Origin of the sequence: Solitalea longa (genome assembly GCF_002920915.1) — a bacterium.
In the GTDB taxonomy this organism is placed as follows: Bacteria; Bacteroidota; Bacteroidia; order Sphingobacteriales; family Sphingobacteriaceae; genus Solitalea; species Solitalea longa.
On the sequence record NZ_PQVF01000007.1, the window covers coordinates 21,203 to 43,525 of the forward strand.

The following is a 22,323-nucleotide window of genomic DNA, read 5'->3' on the forward strand; positions in this document are numbered from 1 at the left end:
AAATTTGTTTATTTTATAATAAAATATGTGATTTTGAACGTTATTATTAATAAACACACCTTTTTTCAACACTTGCATTGATAAAGTGGAAAATTTAGAATTAAGTTTCAAAAAGAAAAGCTCAGTCAAAATAAATGACTGAGCTTTTGTTTTATGTAGAAATATTATTCTGAATAGAAACACTTTACATATAGTATCATTGTGTAAATAATACACTAAGTTAAAGTTTTCCGAATTTTATTCTGAAAATTATTTTTAAACACTGTTAAAGGTTTACTTTTTAAACTTGTCAGAAACCACCAGATCTTTACTTCCGGCAGTGTATTTATAAAATCCTTCACCCGATTTTACACCTTTATAACCTGCCGTTACCATATTCACCAACAAAGGACAAGGTGCATATTTGGGATTCCCGAATCCATCATACAATACATTTAATATAGACAAACAAACGTCCAATCCAATAAAATCAGCCAGTTGTAAAGGCCCCATTGGATGGGCCATACCTAATTTCATTACCGTATCGATCTCTTCCACACCGGCAACGCCTTCATATAATGAATAAATAGCCTCATTGATCATCGGCATTAAAATACGGTTGGCAATAAAACCAGGATAGTCGTTAACTTCAGTAGGAACCTTATTCAATTTTTTTGAAAGCTCCATAGTGATAGCCGCAACCTCATCGCTGGTAGCATAACCTCTGATAACCTCAACAAGTTTCATAACCGGCACCGGGTTCATAAAATGCATACCTATTACTTTATCAGCTTTTGTGGTAACCGAAGCGATTTTAGTAATTGAAATTGATGATGTATTAGTAGCTAAAATGGTATTAGGTGACGTGCAGGCATCCAGATCTTTAAAAATCTTCAGCTTAAGATCAATATTTTCTGTAGCGGCTTCTACCACCAGCTCAACGTTAGCAACACCTTCCTTTAAATCAGTATAAGTAGTAATATTAGTTAGAGTAGATTCTTTATCCGATTCGGTTAATGAACCTTTAGCAACCTGACGATCGAGATTTTTAGCAATCGTTGTTAAGCCTTTATTTAACGCATCCTGAGAAACATCAATTAATGAAACTTTAAAACCGAATTGGGCAAACGTATGCGCAATACCATTCCCCATGGTTCCGGAGCCGATTACAGCTACATTTTTAATATCAGACATATAAGGTTAATGATTAGTAATTTGAAGTTCAAATATTCTATAAATTATAGGATAAATAAAACCCAGCATATAAATTTGATAAAATTTGAGAAATTATGATCAGTAAAAACATGGAAAACATGCTCAATGAGCAGATCAACGCCGAACTCTTTGCCGCCAATTTATACCTATCTATTTGTTCTTATTTTCAGGATCAGGAGCTGGATGGCTTTGCCAATTTCTTTCGTGTTCAATCAAAGGAGGAACTTTTTCATGCAGGCAAGCAATTCGATTACCTTCATGCAGTAGGAGGAAAGGTTACCATGAAAGGGGTTGATGCTCCCGAAACTGAGTTTCATTCGATCATTCATGCCTTTGAAACTACACTTGCGCATGAAAAAAAAGTAACAGCAAGTATAAATAACCTTGTAAAGCATGCATTAATTGAGAATGATTTTGCCACACATAATTTCTTGCAATGGTTTATAGCAGAACAGGTGGAAGAAGAGGCGTCTATTTCAAACTTGCTTAAGAAATTGCGGATGATCGGCGACAATAGCTCTGCATTATATTTATTAAATACTGAATTAGGCAATCGGGTATTTACTGAACCAACAGCTTAATTAGGTAATATATCACAAAAGGTCCGGTTGAATTAAAGCACCCGGACCTTTATTTTTTACACTTTCGAGTTCCAGATAATTAATTCAATCAATTGTCATTTCACTTTCCCCTCCAGTTTTCTTTTTATATCTTTGCGCTTTCATTTCAAAAACCACTGTTACATTGGAACATCTGGAGTTAACCACTGTTGAAACCGCAAAAGATCTTGGACTTTTGCCTGAAGAATTCGAAAAAATCAAAGAAATTTTAGGACGCACGCCTAACTTCAACGAACTGAGCATTTTTGCCGTTATGTGGAGTGAGCACTGCTCGTACAAAAATTCAATCGTTTGGTTGAAAACTTTACCTAAAGAAGGTGCACGTATGTTGGCCAAAGCAGGTGAAGAAAATGCCGGCTTGGTTGATATAGGCGACGGTTTGGCTTGCTGTTTTAAAATTGAATCTCATAACCACCCATCGGCCTTAGAACCTTATCAAGGTGCCGCTACCGGTGTTGGTGGTATTAACCGTGATATTTTCACCATGGGTGCCCGTCCGGTTGCCCAATTAAACTCATTACGTTTTGGCGATATTAACCTCGACCGTACCAAATGGTTGGTTAAGGGTGTTGTTAAGGGTATTGGAGATTATGGTAACGCATTCGGTATTCCAACCGTAGGCGGTGAAGTTTTCTTTGATGAAAGCTTTAACGTAAACCCACTGGTAAATGCAATGTCGGCTGGTATTGTTAAGGTAGGAGAAACTGTTTCGGCTACTTCATACGGTGTTGGAAATCCGGTTTACATTGTTGGGTCTGCAACAGGTAAAGACGGTATCCACGGCGCTGCATTTGCATCAAAAGATATTACTGAAGACTCTGTTAACGATTTACCTTCTGTTCAGGTAGGTGATCCTTTCCAGGAAAAATTGTTATTGGAAGCTACACTTGAAGTGATCCAATCAGGTGCAGTAGTAGGTATGCAGGATATGGGTGCGGCGGGTATTATCTGTTCGAACTCTGAAATGTCGGCAAAAGGCGAGCATGGTATGCGTATCGATTTAGATAAAGTACCTACCCGCCAGGAAAATATGAAACCTTGGGAAATCCTTCTTTCTGAATCTCAGGAGCGTATGCTTATTGTGGTTGAAAAAGGTAAGGAAGCCATTGTTGAAGCTATTTTCGATAAATGGGACCTGAACTGTGCTATTATCGGTGAGGTTACTGATACTAAACGCTTACATTATTATATGCATGGAACCTTGGTTGCTGATGTTCCTGCGGAAGATTTAGTATTAGGTGGCGGAGCTCCGGTTTATCACCGCGAATACCGCGAACCTGCTTATATGGCTGAACACAATGCCTTCAAAATTGAAGATATTAAACAGCCTGAAAACTTAAAAGAAGTTGCTGATCATTTGATCTCGCATCCAAATATTGCTTCTAAACGTTGGGTTTACAATCAATATGACTCAATGGTTGGAACGTTGAACATGACCACCAATCGTCCTAGTGATGCAGGTGTTGTTGATGTTCGTGGAACTGACAAAGCATTGGCATTAACGGTTGATTGTAATTCGCGTTATGTATATGCTAACCCTGAAGAAGGTTGTGCGATTGCAGTTGCCGAAGCAGCCCGTAACATTGTTTGTGCCGGTGGTGAACCTGTGGCAATTACTAACTGCTTGAACTTTGGTAATCCTTATATTCCTGAAGTTTACTGGCAGTTTGTTAGCGCCATTAAAGGTATGAGTAAAGCTTGTACTAAGTTTGAAACTCCTGTAACAGGTGGTAACGTAAGTTTCTACAACCAATCAAGTGATGAAGGACCTGTGTTCCCTACACCGACCATTGGTATGTTAGGCGTTTTAGATAATAAGAAAACCCTTACCACTATCGATTTTAAAAATGCCGGCGATGCGATTTACCTTATCGGTGAATCTCAAAACGATATCGCTGCGTCTCAATATTTAGCTTCGTACCATAAGGTGGATAAATATCCTGCTCCTTATTTCAATTTGGATAAAGAGTATGATATGCATCAGGCTATTAAAGGTTTAATTAAAGAAGAATTAGTTGCTTCAGTTCACGATGTGGCTGATGGCGGTTTATTCATTGCTTTATTTGAATCGGCAATGCATAATGGTTTAGGCTTTGAAATTGAATCAGATGATACAATTCGTAAAGATGCCTTCTTGTTTGGAGAAGCACAGGGACGTGTAGTTGTTTCTGTTAAACCTGAACAACAAGAAGCTTTTGTTGAGTTTATGTCAACAAATGAAGTTGAATTCAGTTTATTGGGAACAGTTACCGAATCGAACGAAATGATCATCGACGAAGAGTCATTTGGTAAAGTACCTGCAGTAAAACAAGTTTACGATAATGTTTTACACGGTTATTTAGGTGAATAATCTCAAAAACCATAATATTTTAATAAAGAGCCTCGATTATTCGGGGCTTTTTTTCTGAAATTTAATTTATTAGTGTTTTATATGATCAGAGGAATTTGCTTTGCAATCGCTTGGGTGTTGTTATTCAGTTCCAATGTTTGTGCACAAACATTGGATAACATTCAACTTAAAAATGGTGATCTACTATTTGAAGACCTGGATTGTGGCCCCTTGTGCGATGCTATAGAACAGGTAACGCAAAGTTATGGCGATAATCACTTTTCGCATATTGGTTTGGTCTATTGGAAAGCTGATTCGGTATTTATTATTGAGGCAATTGGAGCAAAGGTGCAGTTGACGCCTTTAGAAAAATTTACCGGCAGAACTATTCATAAAATTTACATTGGCCGACCAATAGTCAAGCAAGAAGTTATTGAGAATGCCATACAGTTTTCTGTTTCGAAACTAGGCGTTGAATATGATGATAATTTCCTTTATGATAACGGAAAATATTATTGTTCGGAGCTTATTTACGATGCTTTTAAATATGCAAACCTGAACAAAGATTTTTTCAAATTAGAGCCAATGACTTTTAAGAAACCGGGAAGTAATGAGTTTTTCCCTGTTTGGATTGATTATTATAAAGACCTTGGTGCAGAAATTCCGGAAGGAAAACTAGGGATCAATCCTGGGGGTATCTCGAGATCAAATAAGATTGAAATTTTAAATCCATAAAAGCAATAATCCGTAACCCATAACCAACAATTCTAAATCATCAATGTCTAAAGAGTATTTTCAGTTTAAGCAGTTTAAAGTTTATCATGACAAATGTGCCATGAAAGTGGGCACTGATGGTGTACTTTTAGGCACTTTAACAGAAATCGGTAATGCGAAACAGATTCTTGATATTGGAACCGGAACCGGCTTAATAGCGTTGATTTTAGCCCAACGATCAAATGCATCTATCGATGCCGTTGAAATTGATGATGAAGCCGCTAATCAAGCTAAAAACAATTTTGATATTTCACCTTGGGGAAATAGGCTTCAATGCATTCATTCTTCCATTTTTGATCTTGCTACAAATAAGCAATATGATGTTATTGTTTCGAACCCTCCTTATTTTATCAATTCATTAAAATCCGAAGGAAAAAAGAAGGAAGTAGCAAGGCATGTTGACGATGAATTCTTTCTTCAGCTTTGCAAAAAAATAGAATCCTTGCTAACAGCGGATGGTTTATGCTGGATTATTTTACCCGTGAACGAAATGCAGCATTTTACAAACGAAGCGCTCAAAACTGGCTTCTACCCTTACAAGACCATTGAAATTCATTCATTTGATCATTCTGGTGTAAAGCGAATTATTCGTTCATTCTCAAAAGCCATGAAGGAACCGAAATTAGAGAAATTTGTGATTTATGACGCACCAGGCAAACACTCGGAGCAATACAAAGCAGTAGCAAAAGAATTCCTAACCATCTTTTAGAGTGCAACAATGTCCAATCTAAAATCACGCATCACATATCTCAAGTCTCATATCTAAAATCTCAAATGAAAAAAATAGGATTACTTTCCGACACCCACAGTTTTATCGATGATGCTCTATTTGAACACTTTAAAGATGTTGATGAAATATGGCATGCCGGTGATGTTGGGGCTGTGGAGGTATTAGAAAAGCTTAAGAAATTTAAACCCCTTAAAGGTGTTTGGGGAAACATTGACGGGCAGGAGATCAAATTGGAATTGCCATTTACAAACCGTTTTACCTGCGAAGAAGTGAAGGTGCTGATGACACATATTGGAGGCTATCCGGGTAAGTACAATCCAAAGTTTAAAGCTGAATTATTAAAGGAACCGGTTGATTTATTTATTTGCGGCCACTCGCATATACTTAAAGTTATTTACGACAAGCAATACAGCTTTCTGCATATCAACCCTGGGGCATATGGAAAAGAAGGGTTTCACCAGGTAAGAACGTTGATCCGCTTTTCAATAACCGGAAAAAAGATCCATGATTTGGAAGTTATTGAACTCAAAAAGTGGTAAAAAACTTAAAAATGCTTAATAATTTAAAAAACCTGAATTTTTCTCATGTTTTTATACTTTCAGATAATGATTTTCAATTTCATTATAAATTAGTCTGATTGTTTAGCTTTTTTTCATAAAAAACCTGTGTATTTGCTACACTAAGGCCTATTTATGGCCTTTCTTCAATTTCCCTATACCTAAAATTTGGCTTAATTTCGTAGCACCATATCAATAAACTTTATGACAAAAGTAATGACGCTTGGACAGTTCATTATTGAGCGCCAGGCTGAATTTCCTTATGCGAAGGGGGAGCTTTCCCGATTACTACGCGACATTGGCATTGCTGCCAAGATCGTTAATCGAGAAGTAAACAAAGCAGGACTTGTAGACATTTTGGGTGAAGCTGGTACGATGAATGTACAGGGTGAAGCCGTTAAAAAACTGGATGTTTACGCTAACGACCAATTTATCTCTGCTTTACAAAGTGGCGGCGAATGTTGCCTCATCGCATCAGAGGAAAACGAAGACGTGATTCAAATAAACAGCGAAGTATCACGTAACGCTAAATACATAGTAGCGATCGATCCCCTTGACGGTTCTTCAAATATTGATGTAAATGTTGCCGTAGGTACAATCTTCTCAATTTATCGTCGTAAAACAGAATCTGGTCCTTGTACAAAAGAGGATGTTTTGCAAAAAGGAGTTGATCAGGTTGCTGCCGGTTATATAATTTATGGTTCTTCAACCATGTTGGTATATACTACCGGTCATGGAGTAAACGGATTTACGCTTGATCCATCCATCGGTGAATTTTGTTTCTCACATCCAAACATGCAGTTTCCGAAATCAGGGAAAATGTATTCTTTGAATGAAGGTAACTATGTACACTTTCCGGAAGGAGTGAAGAAGTACTTAAAATACTGCCAGGTGGAAGATAAAGAAACCAACAGGCCATATACTTCACGTTATATTGGTTCAATGGTAGCTGATATACACAGGAATATGATCAAAGGAGGGATTTTCATTTATCCTACCACGGCAAGTTCACCGAAAGGAAAATTACGTTTGGTGTATGAATGCAACCCATTAGCTTTTATTGTTGAACAAGCAGGAGGACGTGCAACCAACGGATTTAAACGTATAATGGACCTGGAAGTACATGAAATTCATCAACGTACGCCAATCTTTATCGGATCAGAAGATATGGTAAAAAAAGCGGAAGAGTTCATGAGCGAATATTCTGCTGAATTAGAAGAATCACTAGAGGCTGTTGAAGCTAAATAATTCGAAATTAAATAAGATTCATTTGTAAAAACGAGCAAAAAATTTGCTCGTTTTTTTTCTCACATTTTCTTCTTTTGCGAGACCATGACTGTAACATATTGGTTATAGTAGGACTAAACTGATTCAAATCATTTCATTTTCTTAAAAAATAAAACATTTTTGAGATGATTTAACCTAAGCTTAATGAAGGAAGGACATTCAAAACCCAAAAGAATTTGAATGCCTATATAGCAATTTTAAAATCCTAAATCTTATCGCCGATCATTTTGTCGATAATCCGGACCTTGCCAAAGGTCTGGAAAATAGTTTTTTGCATATGTGTAACAGGAGAGAGCGTTTCTCTCAACTTCCTCATTTGAAGCTTTTGTCGATCATTTGACGTTGAAACAGTGCTTCAGAAAATGAACTACGAAGAGCAGAGTATTACAAAGGATCAAATAGAGGAACTCTTCCAGGCAAATTATAAAAATTTATGCATGGTGGCAGTTCGCTATGTGCATGATGCTGATGTGGCTCAAGATATTGTGCAAGAGTTTTTTGTGTATTTGTTAAACAAGCATGAGCAAATTCATTTGAAAAGCGCTTTTGAAGCATATGCTGTCCGTTCCATTAAATACCTCTGCATTACCTATCATCGAAGACAAAAGCGCCAGAATACAACTTCTTTAGTTGATGATTTACCCGAAACGCTATTTGACCCCTATGGTTTAATGGAAGATGAAAACGAGCGTACAGAAATGTTCGGCAGGTTGAATGCTGCATTAAATAATTTACCGACTGAAAGGCTCAAAATATTTTTAATGAGTAATATTGAAGGGCTCAGTTATGCTGAAATAGCCGAAAAAAACAATATTTCGATTAATACTGTAAAAACTCAAATTAAAAAAGCGTACTCTACACTTCGCGCCGAACTTTCTGTTCGTGCCATTGTTGGCCTAATATTATTCTTCAAAAAGAAAGATCTATAAAATTTTTTTAGTTTTTTTTAAAAATCCAATCACCCTTTTTTGCACTACGAGCGACTTGTGTGCATATGAAAAGAAAACAAGTCGATTTTAATAGCAAAAAATGGATTCATGATATCTTAGAGGAGCAATCATCTGAGGAGCATTTATTTCCTACCAACGATTCAGAGATTTTAAATAAGGAAAAGAAATGGTTTAATGATACCAGGTTAAAAGCACTTTTTGCAAATAAAATTGATGAGAAAGCTGCTTGGCTCCAAACACAAAATAAACACAGGGCTCCTCGTATCATTACGTTAAAGCCATTCTTGAAATACGCGGCCATTTTAGCTATCCCTCTTTTAATAGGGTCAGTTTTCTTTTTTAAATACAATCCCTCAAAAACTAACATAGCATTAGCTCAGAATACCTACCAACCGAAAAAAGTGACTTTAATACTTCAGGATGGTTCGAATGTCGATCTGGGGCAGACAAAAAATGTAACAGGGCTTTCAGGGCTTGTTAATCAAGACAGTACACTTGATTATACCAGTACAGAAAATATTGCAAATTCCCCGGTGTTTAACACCTTAGTAGTTCCCAAAGGTTTTGACTATAAGTTAGTACTTGAAGATAGCACCCAAGTGTGGGTAAATGCTGATACACGTATCAGGTATCAAGTCAATCTGAGTAAAACAGATACCCGTGAGATCTATTTAGAAAGTGGAGAGGCTTATTTCAAAGTGACAAAAAATCCCAAAAAACCATTCATTGTGCATCATGGAAATATGAACGTGCAGGTTTTGGGCACTTCATTTAACGTTAACGCCTATTCAAATACGATTCAAACCACATTGGAGGAAGGAAAAGTGAAGGTTAGCGCAGGTTCAGACAATAACTTGATTTTAAGTCCGGGTCAGCAGGCAAACTTTAATAAAAACAACGGCCTACTGCAAAAGCAGGAAGTGGATGTATATTCTTTTGTTTCATGGAAAGAGGGAGTAATTGTGTTTAACAATGAAACAACTGCCGAATTTATGGAGAGAGTTGGCCGCTTGTACGATTACGACATACAGATCAAGGATGAAGAAATCAAGCAATGGCATTATTCAGGCATAGTCAAAAAATCATCATCTGTAACAGACGTTCTAAACATGATTCAAGATATCTCAAAACTTAAGTTCACGATTAAAGAAAGGAGCATTGTAGTAGAAAAATCAACCGGAAATTAAAAAAAAACAGGCGATGCAGCAACATCGCCCGGACAGGTAAGTTTTATAAATCAATCGCTTCTGGACAAAGTGAAAGGATTTATCTGTTTTTTCTAATACCTAATCAAATCTAATGAAAAAAAATTACTTAAGATTTATACCAATCAAAAGCCTGAAAGGGTTAAGAAAAAAAGGGTTAACCGCCATTTTGCTTTTGACCTTATCCATAAATGTAATGGCCCAATCGGCGCCTAAAGTGAGCTTGAATGTAAAAAACGCTCAGGTTTCAACCGTTTTTGAGACACTAAAAAAGCAGACAAAAGTTTACTTCGTTTATAATCATGAAGAAGTAAATGCATTACCTAAAATTACGCTGAATGTAAAAGATCAGCCGATTGAAAAAGTGTTGGATCAGATACTTGAAGGCTCTGATCTAGTATATTCAATACAACAGGGGTCTGTTATTATCAGATTAAAAAATTCGAAAGAATATAAACTATCTCCTGCCCGTAAAAAAATAGCAATTAGCGGTGTAGTGACCGATGAAACTAATGCACCATTGCCAGGGGCGAGTGTGGTTGAAACAGGAACCAATAATGGTACAATGACCAACGAAAAGGGCCAGTTTCAATTGAATGTGGAAGATAATGGCAGCATAACGGTTAGTTCTCTGGGCATGGCTCCGCAAAAAGTTCAGGTAGCAGGAAAAACCAGCTTCAAAATCTCGTTGAATGTGACTAGCAATGGCCTTAAAGAAGTAGTGGTTGCTACCGGTATGTTCAAAAAGGCTACTCAAAGTTATACAGGTGCCGCTACAACCATTACCGCTAAAGAACTGGAAACGGCCAGCAACCGAAATCTTATTGCAGCCATCCGTAATATTGATCCATCTTTTAACGTGTTGGTTAATAACCAGGCTGGTTCTAACCCGAACTCGATACCGGATGTTACCATCCGTGGAGCTTCCAACCTGCCAAATGTAAATCAGGTGGGATATGATGATCAAGTGCGCGCCTTAAACGCTCCATATGTTATCCTTGACGGCTTTCCATCAACCATGCAAAAACTGTATGATTTGAACGTGGATCAGGTAGAAACCATTACGATTTTGAAGGATGCTTCGGCAACCGCTATTTATGGCTCTAAAGCGGCAAATGGTGTAATAGCCATTACTCTTAAAGCGCCTAAAGCCGGAAAACTTGAAGTAGGTTTCCGCACTAGCGTAAGTTTGGAAGCGGCTGACTTAAGCGCCTATAATCTTTTAGATGCCAGACAAAAGCTGGATCTGGAGCAAAAAGCAGGGCTTTACAGTGCTGCCCGCGTTGATGATCAACTCACAAGGAACAACTATTATAATTATTTACTAAATGAGGTAAACAGGGGGGTGAACACCTATTGGTTGTCTCAGCCTATTCGTACTGGAGTAGGGCAGCAACATAGCCTTAATTTGGGAGGGGGTGACCAGTCGTTTCGTTATTCGGCCAATGTGTCCTTGAATGATATTCAGGGGGCAATGAAAGAGTCGGGCCGCAAAACCTATTCTGCATCGATCAACCTTTCTTACACTTTTAAAAAATTTAAATTCAGCAATAATGCATCGTATTCTCAAGGTTATTCACAAGATTCACCTTATGGAAGCTTCAATGAATACGTGAAACAAAACCCTTATTGGAGAGCCTTTGATGAAAAAGGGAAGGTATTAAAATATTTGGGAGATCCTGGTGATGGTAGTTACTTCGGTCGTTGGAGTAAATTGCCAGTGAATCCTTTGTATAACGCCTCGCTAAATACCTTTAATAAAAGAGAAAACACAGGTCTTACAAACAATACAAGCCTTGAATGGCAGGTGCTTAATGAATTGGTTATGAGGGGCCGTTTAGGCATTTCCAAAGGCACGAATCAAAGTGATATATACCGGCCTGCTGATCATACTGCTTTTGATGATTATGGTCCTGAGAATGTGTTTAGAAAGGGTGATTATCAGTATGGAACTGGTAAAAACATTAACTATGATGCGTCGCTCAATTTAGCTTTTACTAAAACCTTTGTTTCAAAGCATACCGTTTTCGCCGGATTAGATTATAGCATTAGTTCAAATTCAAACTGGAGTTACGGCTTTACAGCGGAAGGATTCAGCAATCCAAAATTTAACTTCCTCTCTATGGGTTTGCAATATCCGGCAAATGGTAAGCCTTCCGGATCTGAAAATACAGCCAGGACAATTGGTGTGGTGGGCAATTTGAATTACATCTACGACAATCGCTATATGGTTGAAGGCTCCTATCGCCTGGATGGATCTTCTCAATTAGGTGATCAGAAAAAATTTGCTCCTTTTTGGTCAGTGGGCGGAGGTTGGAATATTGATAGAGAAGCCTTTTTTCAAGACCAGTCGATCGTAAACCGACTTAAATTGCGTGGATCCGTAGGTGTTACCGGCGCTCAATTTTCATCAGGTAATCTGGCCATGAGTGCTTACCAATATGATATGGGGGACCGTTATTACAATTGGACCGGAGCTAACCTGCTTTCTTTGGGTAACGAAAATTTAAAATGGCAATCGACACTGCAGTCTGACATTGGTATAGATGCAGAATTCCTAAATAGCCGTTTAAAAATTAATGCGGACTATTACCAGAAACTAACCAAAGATCTGATGTCATCTGTAAACCTTCCTGCTTCGAGTGGCTATACAAGCTATGCTGAAAATATGGGCAATATGCTGAATAAAGGTTATGAGGTTAGGGTTACAGGGACTATGGTCCGTGACACCCGCCGCCAGTTATACTGGAATTTAACGGTAGGTGCTATGCACAACAGCAATAAGATCACGAAAATCTCTGAAGCCTTAAAAAACGCACAAAATGCGTTGGTGCGAAATAAAACCGCTACTCCTAATACCTTATACCGAGAAGGTCAATCAATTTCTACCATTTACGTGGTACCATCCTTAGGGATTGATCCAAGTACAGGAAAAGAAATGTACAGAACTGCCGATGGGAGCGCCACTTACACCTGGAACGGAGCTGATATGGTGGCTTACGGCTCAACCGATCCTGATGTTCTGGGAAATATAAGCTCAATGGTTAGATACAAGAAAATAACCTTTAATATTTCCTTTGGATATCGTACCGGAGGCCAGTTATATAACGAAACGTTAATTAACAGGGTAGAAAACGCCGATTTTAAATATAACGTAGATGCCCGTGTGTATAACGACCGTTGGCAGAATCCAGGGGATATTGTTGAGTTTAAAGGATTAATGGTGACAACTGAAACCGGTAAAACTTCACGCTTTGTAGAGAATGAGACCACCATTAACTGTCAGAACATCAATTTGGCGTATGATATCAGGTCAGACTATTTACAAAAGCGTTTAGGGGTTAGAAGAATGTCTGTATCGGCAAGTTGGTCTGATCCATTCTATATTTCAACCGTAAAACAAGAGCGAGGTACAAACTATCCTTTCTCCAGAAATTTTTCATTCAGCCTTAATACAACATTCTAATTATCAAGATCTTAGAAATGAAAAAAATTAAATACATAACGCTGGTATTGTTGGGTGTTTTATCGGTTTCTTCCTGCAAGGACTATTTAACCGTGGAACCACTAACCACTGTGGCTCAACCAGCCCTCTATGAATCCGAAACCGGATTTAAGGATGCTCTTACCGGTATTTACATGCAAATGAAATCTAATCAACTTTACGGGGAAAACATGACCATGACCACCATGGAACATCTTGTTTCCAGTTGGGAGACCGACGTAAGTTCAGTAGGATCAAACCTGAATTCGTTTAATTATACGGATGCGGGGGTACAAAACACTTTTGAAGGCATTTTTGGAGCAGAGTATAAAGTTATTGCCAACATAAATGCCATTCTTGATCATATTGATGAGAAAAAGGACGTGTTTCAACCAGGCATGTATGAAACGATCAAGTCAGAATGCCTGGCACTAAGAGCGTATTGCCATTTAGACCTATTGCGTTTATTTGGTCCGATACCGACCAATCCAACTGTAGGCAATAAGCTTCCATATGTTACTCATTTTAACATTACACCTAATGCCGGAGTATCTTTTTCAGTTTACCAGGAAAAGTTATTAAAAGATTTGGATGACGCAGCGGCATTGGCTCAAAATGTAGATCCTATTCTTAATTATTCGTTGGCAGAGCTTAAAGATCCGGGGCCGGCCAAAGCTTTTTATCCTTCCGACTACTTTTTAGCCTATCGCTATCTGCGTATGAATTATTATGCTGTTAAAGCGCTTCAGGCCCGCGCCTATTTGTGGTTTGGCAATAAAGAAAAAGCCTATGAGTGCGCCCGGATAGTTATTGATGCCAAAAACAATAACGGTACTGAAAAATTCCATTTAGGAACTAAGGCCGATTTCGATCCAGCTGCGGATTACGTTTTAACCTGCGAACATATTTTTGGTTTGTTTGATAACGGACTTTTCAGAAGGAATGATGCTGTACTGAATATCTTGAAAAGAAGAGAAAAAGACGCTGCTCTTTTCACTGCATCTCTATATGGAGAAACTGGAAAGGATATTCGTGGGGAGAAAAATATTCTTTGGAGAACGAAAAATAATAAAACAACTCTGTATAAATATTGGGTGACGGCAGAGGCATCTACTTTGAAACAAATTCCATTATTGCGAATCAGTGAAATGTATTTAATTGCTGTTGAAACGGGTCCGCAGGCAGAGGCGCAACAACTTTGGGATAAGTTTCGTACTGCCAGAAATATTGGCCCCCTCGCACTTCCAGCCGATGCCAAACTTCTACAAGACGAAGTTATTCAGGAATATCGTAAAGAATTATATGGTGAAGGGCAGGCCTTTTTCGCATACAAACGCGTAAACGCGCCTATATCGATGATAAAGTTTGCGTCAGCTGATGCTATCGTAAATTATCTATTGCCCATGCCTAAAACCGAAACCGTTAACCTTGACCGATAATAGAATCAACGAAGATGAAGAGTATTAAACGTTTAATAGCAGTTGCTTTGGTGTCAAGCGTCTTAGTTTCTTGCGAAAAAGAAAAATTTCCGTTCACTGATGTGGCCCGGGTGCAATTTGGTCCGCAGCAGAGTCAGTTTTATACCCCCAATGCTAATCTTGCCGACACCTTAAAGAACTACAATTTTGTTTACATAGGAAATAAAGCCAGCGACACGGTTTATTTTGATCTCTATGCTAGCGGAGGGGTGTCTGATCAAGACAGGATCTTTACGCTGAAGCAGGTAAAAGTTGACGGAGCTAATAATGCGGTTGCCGGCCAACATTACAGGGCCTTTGATAATGAGTTAATGAAAAATAAGTACTTCGTAAAGGCCGGCCAGGTACATGCCAGGGTTCCCATTATAGTGTATCGCGACGCTTCTTTAAAAAACATGGAGGTAGTCTTAAAATTCCAGGTGCAGGAGAATGCAAACTTTAAACTGGGTGAAGCGTCCAACTTGTGGCGTAAACTCATTTTATCAGATCGTCTAGGCCGTAATGCTCAATGGGATCTAAAGATCTACAAAGATCTTTTGGGGGATTATAGCCGGGTAAAACACCAATTCCTGATCGATCATACCGGTCAGTTATGGAGTGAAGATTGGATGATTAAGATATTAGAAGAAGATCCTGGACAACTCTTCAATTGGGTTAATATAACCAAAGCGGCTTGGGTTGATTATAATAATGCTCATCCATTAGATAAATTAAAGGACGAGAACGGGGTATTTGTTATTTTTCCATAATTAGCGGATTTCATCAATGAAAAAAATATATACTATAGCATGGGCGGCAGTAGCCTTATTGGCATTAAGCTGTTCCAAAGATTTAGGTAATTATGACTTTAAGCCCAAAGAAGTTATTAGCGTAGAAGGGTTGCAGAAAGCATACAGTATTCCTGCAGCCGAAAGGCTTATGATTGACCCCTCCCTAAGTTCTTCTGAAGGGAATGGAAATTTTGAGTGTTTTTGGGGAATTTATGATGGCAATTATCACGGATTAAACATCCCAAAGATGGACACCATCTCTAAAACCCAAAACTTGGATTACCTGGTGACACAAAGGCCATATGACGAATGGAAACTCGTGTTTTGTGCAAAAAATAAACAAACGGGATTCGCACAATACTGGCAAATGCCTTTAAAGGTCACTACTCCCTCAGCTGGAGGATGGTATGTTTTAAAAGATGACGGCAGCCAAAGCGATATCGATTTATTTAAGACCCCTACTTCCATAATACCTGCCAGTAAGCTTGAAAATATATATAGCAGCTACAATGGAAAAAAATTGGAGGGTAAAGCTTCATTTTTGGCTTATTCAACCGATTATTTAACGGGTACTAAAACATTGTTTGCCGGAACTGATAAGGATCTTTCAGCACTTAGTATTTATACTTTTAAGGAGTTTAGAAACTTAGGCGGACTATTTTTTGAAGCGCCAAGTGTTAAAGCTCCCGGCTTTTTAATGAATACTGGTCCTAATTATTTTTTACTAAATAATGGTCAGCTTCATGGTTTTTCGGCGCAAATTTTGGGCGGAGGTTTGTTTAGTGCACGAAAATTAATAGATAATAATGCGCCCTATAAAATGTCAAAGTACTTTACGGTAGATGATTACTTAAAGGTCCCTTATTTCTTTGACGACATGAACAGTTCGTTTTTTATAGGAGGCGATGCTACGGAAACTGCCTTAACAGCAGTGACTGATATTGAAAAGGACAAGAATGGTAAGCCACAAACGGCTATGTCAGCTAAAAACAATAACAAGAAATTGTTATTTATGGATGGACTATATGCCTATTTTCAGGATAAGACAGATGCTAACCTGAAAATTTTATCCAACTTAACATTAAGTAGCAGCTCATTTCAAATGGTGAATGATACGGTTAAAGCCACGGATAAATTTTTCAATGCCTCCAATATTGCCATTTTGCAAGCAGGAGATGAAAACATGGTTTACTTTGCCAATGGCAATGAGGTTTGGTCTCGTAACTTGTCAAACAAACAAGAAACAAGGCAGTTCATCCTTCCTGCCGGTGAGGAGATCACATTTATCAAACATCGCAAATCAGAAGATGAGCAGTACGCTTACAATTATGTAATGATTGGCACCAAGGTAGGGGGCAATTATAAAGTACGCATGTTTGAGAAATCGTCCGGTGACTTAAAGCCTAGTCCTAGATTCATCCTTGAAGGTACAGGTTCAGTAGGGGACGTATATTTTGTTAAGTAGTGTTTAATTATTCAAGCACCTTTTAAATAGAAGCCGGCAGCTTTCCTGCTGCCGGTTATCATAATCAAATAAAATAGGATAGCGTATTTCGCCTGCTAAAAAAATAGTAGAATGGGATGGCTAATGCCTAAAAGAATTACCAATTTTTTAAACCAAATGAAGAAAAAAATTTTAGCAGTTGCCCTTTTGCTTGCGAGCTTCAGTGCATTTGCACAGGTGAGTGTCGTGAAGGGTGTCATTAAAGCGGAAACAAAAGAGGGCGAAAAGTCACTCTTTAAGATAAATACACCGGTTGCGGAAAATGATAACCCTTTTTATATCGTTAAAGATATTTCGCTTTTAAAGTTGGAGGACGGTGAATTTAAAGTTGCAGCTACCACTCAACTGAATGAAGATGGCAGCTTTGCCTTTAAGTTTAAGCCATCTTATGAAGGATTTTATGCAATTGGGTATGGTGGCAGGGACTGGGACAAAGGCCAGTTTCTCTTGTATTTGAAGCCTGGTGATAATGCCGAGGTTTCCATTAACATGAATAAATTTCATGTTGATATGGTTGGAAAAAATACGCCTGAAAACCAGGTGTTGGTCTCATGGGGCAATTTAACCGAAGAGGTTAAAAACATGGCAGTATACTGGACCTCTTTTTCGGGAAAAAACTATCGTGATTTCTTCCCAGTTTTTGAAACAGTACTACCTAAAGCTGAAGCATTCAGAAAAACCATCAATACAAAGAACGTCGCCTTTAATACCTTAATGAAAGAGCTGACCTATTACGACCTGGATAATTTTGCTCTTCGATTTATTTTTACACCTCGAATGGAGCATCCGAAAAAGGAAGATATGCTCGCTTACTATAATGGGATAGTTATTAAGAATAAATTTCCAAACAACGATATTCTTTCATTGCCTTATGGAGCAAGCTTAATGCAATTATATGCTGCATATGCCACACTCAACAGCAAGCCAAGTGCGTCTTTGGAAGATAAGCTGGCCTTATTAAGCACTGATCTGCAAAAGGGCGAATTTATTTTAAGAGAGAAAGTTCCTTTTTTTAAATATACCGATGAGCTGGATGACATGGTAAGTAAGTATGGTAATTATTTGCAGACGGCCAGCCAAAAAAAGCGTATTGAAGAGTTTCGTCCGAAATTAAAAGTACCTAATAAAGGATTTAAAGCGCATGATTTTACTTATCCTGATAAGGATGGAAAAATGGTTTCATTAAGCGATTGCCTTGGCAAAGTGGTAGTGGTTGACGTTTGGGCAACCTGGTGCGGCCCTTGTAAAAAGGAAATTCCTTATTTGAAAAATTTGGAAAAAGAACTGCATGGCAAGGATGTCGTTTTTATGAGCGTTTCAACTGATAAACTAGAAGATAAGGACAAATGGTTGAAAATGGTAGAAGAGATGGAGATGAGCGGGGTTCAACTGCTGGCCGGACAGGGTACCAAAATCAGCCAGGATTATAAAATAAATTCAATACCGCGATTCCTGGTGATTGACAAGAAGGGAAATATCGTATCAGATGATGCCCCGACTCCTTCCGATCCAAGATTGAAGGAAATGGTTGTGACTGCACTTAAAAACTAGGGTTCTAAACGTATCAGAAAATGAAAAAACAATTCTTAATAGGCTCATTATTACTTTCAAACGTTTGTGCCTTTGCTCAACTAAGTGAAATACAGGGAGTAGTGAGTTCAAATAACAAAGACAAGGCAGCTGGGGTATCGCTCGTAAAAGTGGTAAATGGCCAGTATGAGGTTTTTGCTACTACCGGATTAAATGCAGATGGTTCATTCGCTTTTTTAGTACAACCATCGCAAGAAGGTTTCTATGCAATACAGACAAAAGATCAGGGTCGTCAATTCCCTATTTATTTAAAGCAGGGAGATCACGTAGAGGTAAAAATTGATGATAAAAATAAGGTTGAATTAGCAGGTAAGAATACTCCTGAAAATCAGGTGCTGGCTTCATGGTCAAAAATGACCGAAGAATTAAAGGCCAGATCAATTAGTGCTGAGGGATACCAGGGAAACATGAACGATTTTTCGAAATGCCTTGCCCAGGTAGCTGATCAAACCGAAACCTTTAAAAAAGGCATAAACACCAAGAATGCAACGTTCAATGGGTTAATGAAGAAACTTACCACCTATGATCTGGACCTCTGTGCGCTATATTATTTAGCGAACCAAAAGGAAATGCCAAGCAGAGAGGGACTTTCTGCTTACTACAAGCAAATAGTTGTAAAAGATAAATTTTCCAATGATGATATCTTTTTAATGGGAAATGGGAAAATGCTGATGAAAATCTATCCTTACTTTGCAAATGGGTTTGATAAGCAACCAACTTTTGATGAAAGGCTTCAGTATTTAACAACCAATCGTCAAAAAGCTGAGATGGTTTTGGCCGAATATAAGGGCATGAAAACCTATGAACAGTTTGAAGACATGAAGGCCAAATACGGACAGTACTTACAAGCTCCAAATCACAAAAGGATTGTTGAGGACCTTGATAAAAAGCTGCTTATAACGAAAGCCAAATTTAAAGCACCAGGCTTTACCTACCCTGATCTAAACGGGAAAATGGTTTCATTAAGTGATTTTACCGGAAAAGTAGTGTTAATGGATATTTGGGCCTCATGGTGTGGACCTTGTAAACAAGAGATTCCGTATTTAAATGCACTTGAAAAAGAGATGCATGGTAAGGATGTGGTATTCATGAGTGTTAGTATTGATAAGCTGACAGACAAGGATAAGTGGTTAAAAGCTATTGCCGATAATCAGGCGGGCGGTAATCAACTCTTTTCGGCAAATGATACCCAATTCGCGAAAGATTATATGATCACTACGATTCCACGTTTTGTGGTCATTGATAAGAAAGGAAATATGGTTCAAATGAATGCGCCGCGTCCTTCTTCTCCTGATTTAAAGCAATTACTTCTGGAAGAACTTAAAAAATAGACCTGTTAACAAAGGATAATTAATCTAAGTTCTGATTTCGAAAAGAAAATATTCAAATGCGTAAAATAGTTTATTTGTTGTTCTTGGGTATATGGGCCGTTATTGGCCCTCTCCATGCACAAACTGTGAAATCTGATTCAGTTTTCTTGAAGCTTCAACAAGCATTTATGGCTAAAAGTGTAGGCTTATTGGAGCCTGTTCTTAGCAATGATTTTTCAGTAGGTGTTTATAACAGCCCGATTGCAAAATATATGTTGCAAAATATAGTAAGCCATTTTGCGGTTGATTCAATGAAATTGAAAGCAGTAGAAAGGGTTTCTGGGAAAAACTCAGTGCTGTTTATTGTCTATCCCCATGGAGAACCGGCAATCACTACCCGTGCCTGGTTAAATGATAGCCATAAGTTGTTATACGTTGATCTATTTGATCAATTGTGCGGTTTAAACCGTTATAAGGTTTCTACCTTACAAGCCACCATACCCATAGAGGTTAAAGATGGCTCTATATACTTAATAGCTACTATTAACGATAGCCAGAAGCCTTTGCGTTTTTTGTTTGATACAGGTGCTGATGGGATGGCAATGCGAAAATCTCTGGCTGACAGTTTAGGACTGAGAGTAGCACGGGAGCAAAATACTTCGGTTGTTGGCGGTAATATGCAAATTCAGGTTTCAACCGGCAATACCATCCATTTCGACAAGTTTGCTGTGAATAACCAAAGCGTGGCGATTTTTGAGCACGTGCGTGAAGGTACCGCTGGAATCATTGGGATAAATTTGGCTTACCAATATATCGTAAAAGTTGATTTCGATAAAATGATCATGCAGCTCTACAGCATGGGTAATTATAATGAAGAAGACAAGGGGGGAACCACCTTGAGCATTAAGAACGGCAAAGGTATTCTTGAACTTCCCCTTAATTTAAAAGTGGGCCAAAAAGAAGTAACCGGTAATTTTATTTTCGATACTGGTGCAGGCTATTATGTGATAGGCTTTGGCGATTTCGTGAAAAGAAATGAGCTTTTAAGCAGTGGGTTCAAGCCTTATTTCAGCTCTACAACGGTAAGTATGGGTGTGTCATCGCCCACCTTTACCGGAAATTTTGAAAAAATGACGGTAGGCGCAATTGACCTTCGCAATGTACCGGGAACGTTAAAAAAATATCGTGAGGGTGATGAGAGGGCCACAATTGAAGATGGTTCATTTGGAGTAAAAACCATCAGTCGCTTTAATTTTACGATTAACCTTGCTGAGAAAACCATTCATTTAACCCCTAACCAACGATTTAATACCCCGATTGATTTTATGCTTGGCGATAAAATGTTCAGCTTCAACGAAAGAGGGCAGCTGGCTGTGCTAGTTGACATTACAGCAGAACAGCTATTCAAGCAAGGAGATGTGGTTTTATCTATTAATGATATTGAATCGGAAACATTAAAGAAAGATCCTGCACGAATTCTGAAACTTCAAGCAATGCCCTCGGGCTCCAAACTTTCATTTAAAGTGTTGAGGGATGGGCAGGTAGTAACTATTTCAGCTTAATGAGTAGTAGGCATTTTTGCAGCGCATAAAAAAAACGGCCGTTTCTATGGAGAAACAGTCGCTTTATGCGGCAGAGGTTTCGTCAAACATATTGCTTTCCGAGTTAATATTTTTCTTACGTGGCGGCCATTAAAATATTATTTCGTTTTTTTTAAAAAACCAATCACCCTTTTTTGCACTGCGTGCGACATGTCATTGTATGAAAGAAAACAAGGCAACCATGTTGTGCATTTAGAGCAGGTGATAAATAGTTCAGCCTAAAGTTTGACAATAAATTCATTGAAGTTAACCGAATAGAATTGTACGCTAAGAAATCGAATCAATCACCAATATCAATTCAATAATGAAAAAAGTTAAAATCGGGTCTACACTAAGGACTTTACTTCTTATGATACCAATCCTGGGGATTGCTCAATTTTCATTTGCCCAAAAAAATAAAGGCAAAAACAAAGAGGTGCCTGCATGGGTCAGGATGATGGACGAGCCGGGAGTAAATTATAACCAGGCCATTGCGGAGTTTGAGAAATTTTGGGCAGGGCGCCAAAGGCCTGAGGTGGAAAATGAATTATTTGAGAGCGCAGGAAATGAGGAACGTGAACGCGAATTAGAACGTAAGCAAAAGCGTTTGAGTAAAAACGATCCGGCTGTCATTTATGCAAGTGAATACAAGCAATTTATACAGTGGCAAATTGATATGGCCGGTCTTGTAAAACCGGATGGCACGGTGATGACGATGGAGGAGCGTTTGGGTGAGTGGAAAAAGGATCAAGAGTTTCGTAAAGCCTATCAGTATAGACATCACAGAAAAGATAAGGAGCCAGGGAAAGATCATCCGGTGGATCCTCAGAAAAAAGAAAAAGAGGTAGGTAAAGACAGTCCGGTGGATCCTCAGAAAAAGGAACCTAAAGACAAGCAACCTGCACCGATCAAACCCATTAAGGGCAAAAACTAAAAGTAACTCTATTACCAGATACTAAAA

17 protein-coding genes are annotated in these 22,323 nt (G+C 38.4%); 16 read left to right on the forward strand and 1 reads right to left on the reverse strand.

Features of this window, described 5'->3' with window-relative positions; translation table 11 throughout:
• Window positions 1-273: 273 nt before the first annotated feature.
• Window positions 274-1,173, reverse strand: coding sequence for a 3-hydroxyacyl-CoA dehydrogenase family protein (locus C3K47_RS10645; protein WP_207765279.1), 900 nt, complete (start codon window positions 1,171-1,173; stop codon window positions 274-276).
• A gap of 95 nt (window positions 1,174-1,268) precedes the next feature.
• Here C3K47_RS10645 and C3K47_RS10650 point away from each other — a divergent pair, with 95 nt between their 5' ends.
• From C3K47_RS10650 to C3K47_RS10725, 16 genes are all read left to right on the forward strand, one after another.
• Window positions 1,269-1,775: a ferritin gene (locus C3K47_RS10650; protein ID WP_103789125.1), complete on the forward strand. Its 507-nt coding sequence runs from the start codon at window positions 1,269-1,271 to the stop codon at window positions 1,773-1,775.
• A gap of 163 nt (window positions 1,776-1,938) precedes the next feature.
• Window positions 1,939-4,164, forward strand: coding sequence for a phosphoribosylformylglycinamidine synthase subunit PurL (gene purL / locus C3K47_RS10655; RefSeq protein ID WP_103789126.1), 2,226 nt, complete (start codon window positions 1,939-1,941; stop codon window positions 4,162-4,164).
• Window positions 4,165-4,245: 81 nt separating this feature from the next.
• Complete coding sequence (locus tag C3K47_RS10660) at window positions 4,246-4,878, forward strand: YiiX/YebB-like N1pC/P60 family cysteine hydrolase (protein ID WP_103789127.1); 633 nt, start codon at window positions 4,246-4,248, stop codon at window positions 4,876-4,878.
• Window positions 4,879-4,921: 43 nt separating this feature from the next.
• Window positions 4,922-5,626, forward strand: coding sequence for a tRNA1(Val) (adenine(37)-N6)-methyltransferase (locus C3K47_RS10665; RefSeq protein WP_103789128.1), 705 nt, complete (start codon window positions 4,922-4,924; stop codon window positions 5,624-5,626).
• 65 nt (window positions 5,627-5,691) lie between these two features.
• Window positions 5,692-6,186 (forward strand): metallophosphoesterase family protein, encoded by a 495-nt coding sequence (locus tag C3K47_RS10670; RefSeq protein WP_103789129.1) that lies wholly within the window; start codon window positions 5,692-5,694, stop codon window positions 6,184-6,186.
• A 222-nt stretch (window positions 6,187-6,408) separates the two neighbouring features.
• Window positions 6,409-7,452, forward strand: coding sequence for a class 1 fructose-bisphosphatase (gene fbp, locus C3K47_RS10675; protein WP_103789130.1), 1,044 nt, complete (start codon window positions 6,409-6,411; stop codon window positions 7,450-7,452).
• A 401-nt stretch (window positions 7,453-7,853) separates the two neighbouring features.
• The gene (locus C3K47_RS10680) at window positions 7,854-8,420 is read left to right on the forward strand and encodes an RNA polymerase sigma factor (RefSeq protein ID WP_103789131.1); all 567 of its coding nucleotides are present in this window, start codon (window positions 7,854-7,856) and stop codon (window positions 8,418-8,420) included.
• A gap of 65 nt (window positions 8,421-8,485) precedes the next feature.
• Window positions 8,486-9,628, forward strand: coding sequence for a FecR family protein (locus tag C3K47_RS10685; protein WP_103789132.1), 1,143 nt, complete (start codon window positions 8,486-8,488; stop codon window positions 9,626-9,628).
• Window positions 9,629-9,740: 112 nt separating this feature from the next.
• Window positions 9,741-13,112 carry a SusC/RagA family TonB-linked outer membrane protein gene (locus C3K47_RS10690; RefSeq protein ID WP_103789133.1) on the forward strand — a complete coding sequence of 1,124 codons (3,372 nt, stop codon included), beginning with the start codon at window positions 9,741-9,743 and terminating at the stop codon, window positions 13,110-13,112.
• A 17-nt stretch (window positions 13,113-13,129) separates the two neighbouring features.
• On the forward strand, window positions 13,130-14,569 hold the full coding sequence (locus tag C3K47_RS10695) for a RagB/SusD family nutrient uptake outer membrane protein (protein ID WP_103789134.1): 1,440 nt from the start codon (window positions 13,130-13,132) through the stop codon (window positions 14,567-14,569).
• 14 nt (window positions 14,570-14,583) lie between these two features.
• Window positions 14,584-15,357 (forward strand): DUF4843 domain-containing protein, encoded by a 774-nt coding sequence (locus C3K47_RS10700; protein WP_103789135.1) that lies wholly within the window; start codon window positions 14,584-14,586, stop codon window positions 15,355-15,357.
• A 16-nt stretch (window positions 15,358-15,373) separates the two neighbouring features.
• Window positions 15,374-16,843, forward strand: a complete 1,470-nt coding sequence (locus C3K47_RS10705; RefSeq protein WP_103789136.1) for a PKD-like family lipoprotein — start codon at window positions 15,374-15,376, stop codon at window positions 16,841-16,843.
• Window positions 16,844-16,999: 156 nt separating this feature from the next.
• A complete protein-coding gene (locus C3K47_RS10710) occupies window positions 17,000-18,433 on the forward strand; it encodes a TlpA family protein disulfide reductase (RefSeq protein WP_165784676.1) in 1,434 nt (477 codons plus the stop codon).
• A 20-nt stretch (window positions 18,434-18,453) separates the two neighbouring features.
• Complete coding sequence (locus C3K47_RS10715; protein WP_103789138.1) at window positions 18,454-19,803, forward strand: TlpA family protein disulfide reductase; 1,350 nt, start codon at window positions 18,454-18,456, stop codon at window positions 19,801-19,803.
• A 56-nt stretch (window positions 19,804-19,859) separates the two neighbouring features.
• Window positions 19,860-21,344 (forward strand): aspartyl protease family protein, encoded by a 1,485-nt coding sequence (locus C3K47_RS10720; RefSeq protein ID WP_103789139.1) that lies wholly within the window; start codon window positions 19,860-19,862, stop codon window positions 21,342-21,344.
• A gap of 388 nt (window positions 21,345-21,732) precedes the next feature.
• Window positions 21,733-22,296, forward strand: a complete 564-nt coding sequence (locus C3K47_RS10725; protein WP_103789140.1) for a hypothetical protein — start codon at window positions 21,733-21,735, stop codon at window positions 22,294-22,296.
• Window positions 22,297-22,323 lie beyond the last annotated feature (27 nt).

Coding starts and splice junctions, on each gene's coding strand:
- C3K47_RS10710 (WP_165784676.1), top strand. CDS start 17,000: ATGAAGAAAAAAATTTTAGCAGTTGCCCTTTTGCTTGCGAGCTTCAGT.
- C3K47_RS10670 (WP_103789129.1), top strand. CDS start 5,692: ATGAAAAAAATAGGATTACTTTCCGACACCCACAGTTTTATCGATGAT.
- C3K47_RS10720 (WP_103789139.1), top strand. CDS start 19,860: ATGCGTAAAATAGTTTATTTGTTGTTCTTGGGTATATGGGCCGTTATT.
- C3K47_RS10700 (WP_103789135.1), top strand. CDS start 14,584: ATGAAGAGTATTAAACGTTTAATAGCAGTTGCTTTGGTGTCAAGCGTC.
- C3K47_RS10680 (WP_103789131.1), top strand. CDS start 7,854: ATGAACTACGAAGAGCAGAGTATTACAAAGGATCAAATAGAGGAACTC.
- C3K47_RS10650 (WP_103789125.1), top strand. CDS start 1,269: ATGATCAGTAAAAACATGGAAAACATGCTCAATGAGCAGATCAACGCC.
- C3K47_RS10715 (WP_103789138.1), top strand. CDS start 18,454: ATGAAAAAACAATTCTTAATAGGCTCATTATTACTTTCAAACGTTTGT.
- fbp (WP_103789130.1), top strand. CDS start 6,409: ATGACAAAAGTAATGACGCTTGGACAGTTCATTATTGAGCGCCAGGCT.
- C3K47_RS10695 (WP_103789134.1), top strand. CDS start 13,130: ATGAAAAAAATTAAATACATAACGCTGGTATTGTTGGGTGTTTTATCG.
- C3K47_RS10660 (WP_103789127.1), top strand. CDS start 4,246: ATGATCAGAGGAATTTGCTTTGCAATCGCTTGGGTGTTGTTATTCAGT.
- C3K47_RS10685 (WP_103789132.1), top strand. CDS start 8,486: ATGAAAAGAAAACAAGTCGATTTTAATAGCAAAAAATGGATTCATGAT.
- C3K47_RS10725 (WP_103789140.1), top strand. CDS start 21,733: ATGATACCAATCCTGGGGATTGCTCAATTTTCATTTGCCCAAAAAAAT.
- C3K47_RS10645 (WP_207765279.1), bottom strand. CDS start 1,173: ATGTCTGATATTAAAAATGTAGCTGTAATCGGCTCCGGAACCATGGGG.
- C3K47_RS10705 (WP_103789136.1), top strand. CDS start 15,374: ATGAAAAAAATATATACTATAGCATGGGCGGCAGTAGCCTTATTGGCA.
- C3K47_RS10690 (WP_103789133.1), top strand. CDS start 9,741: ATGAAAAAAAATTACTTAAGATTTATACCAATCAAAAGCCTGAAAGGG.
- C3K47_RS10665 (WP_103789128.1), top strand. CDS start 4,922: ATGTCTAAAGAGTATTTTCAGTTTAAGCAGTTTAAAGTTTATCATGAC.